Source organism: Roseinatronobacter ekhonensis (assembly GCF_900499075.1).
In the GTDB taxonomy this organism is placed as follows: domain Bacteria; phylum Pseudomonadota; class Alphaproteobacteria; order Rhodobacterales; family Rhodobacteraceae; genus Roseinatronobacter; species Roseinatronobacter ekhonensis.
Window position 1 is genome coordinate 1 of the sequence record NZ_UIHC01000176.1, and the last position, 931, is coordinate 931.

The following is a 931-nucleotide window of genomic DNA, read 5'->3' on the forward strand; positions in this document are numbered from 1 at the left end:
CTCAATCCAATTGAACGTCTTTGGGCGGTCTTGCACCATTATGTCACCCACAATCGCTACTACCGAAGTCAGAAGCAATTCGCCGACGCCATCCTTGCATTCATGCGTGAGACCATCCCGCAGGAATGGAAGAAATTCCGCGACAAGGTGTCAGATAACTTCCGCGTCATAACACACGAGAACTTTCGGGTTTTGGAGTAGAAGAAGTATATCCTTTTCACTTTCGGGACATTCGGCATTGGGCCGTTTGCACTAATATGAGGGATTGCCATGGAAACAGAAGTACGTGCACTTGTCGGAAGCTTTGCAATTGGCTTTTCAGCCAGTCATATTTCTACCATGACGTCCTCGCCGTAAGCATCCATTAACACTCGGTACGGCACCTTAACTGAGGGTGGCAAGGCAAAATCGGCCCACTGCCGACCTTTGGCACCGCCATTCAATGCTGCGGTCGCAGTCCGCTTTGCCGCCATTCGCACTGAGCAGACCTAACTTAGTCTCCAAGTAATTTCGTGTGCGGAGGGCACATATCCGTAATAACGGCTCCGGAAACCTGACAGTGCCCCGTCGTACTGCGATAGGATCAGGATCGCATCACTGTATTGCGGCAACACATCATCGTCGAGCAAGTCAAGGTATCGCCCTTCCGGCTGGTCACTCATAAACGCCTGAATGTCAGTTAGAATTCGGTTTATGAATTTCACCTTGCTTTCACTGAGCGTTTCAGCGGGTTTCTTCATGCCCAATGCCTTAAGCTCTTTGTTAAGGTGGTGAAAGGTGGACCTGTCCCGTTTTTGTGCCGCTCCAAGTGCTCGTTTAAGCTACCTTTCGTTCGAATGCGACCGGGCTTTTCCAGCCCAGTGCTGAGTGACGGCGGCGCGGATTGTAGAAGCCATTGATATATTCGAAGATGGCCATCTCAGCCTGTCGC

Annotated in this window: 2 protein-coding genes and 1 pseudogene; 1 reads left to right on the top strand and 2 read right to left on the bottom strand. The window is 50.8% G+C overall.

Translation table 11 applies throughout. The features are described from left to right. Positions 1–201: pseudogene (locus ROE7235_RS19705) on the top strand (IS630 family transposase); the annotation flags it as partial. Between the two features lie 287 nt (positions 202–488). Here the strand turns inward: ROE7235_RS19705 and ROE7235_RS19710 are convergent. Further along, positions 489–740: a hypothetical protein gene (locus tag ROE7235_RS19710; protein ID WP_121097750.1), complete on the bottom strand. Its 252-nt coding sequence runs from the start codon at positions 738–740 to the stop codon at positions 489–491. A gap of 76 nt (positions 741–816) precedes the next feature. Continuing rightward, the coding region (locus tag ROE7235_RS19715; RefSeq protein WP_220669565.1) for an IS3 family transposase at positions 817–931 on the bottom strand (115 nt) is incomplete at its 5' end.

Excerpts from the sequence above, each read along its gene's own strand:
- ROE7235_RS19710 (WP_121097750.1), bottom strand. The coding sequence starts at position 740 with ATGAAGAAACCCGCTGAAACGCTCAGTGAAAGCAAGGTGAAATTCATA.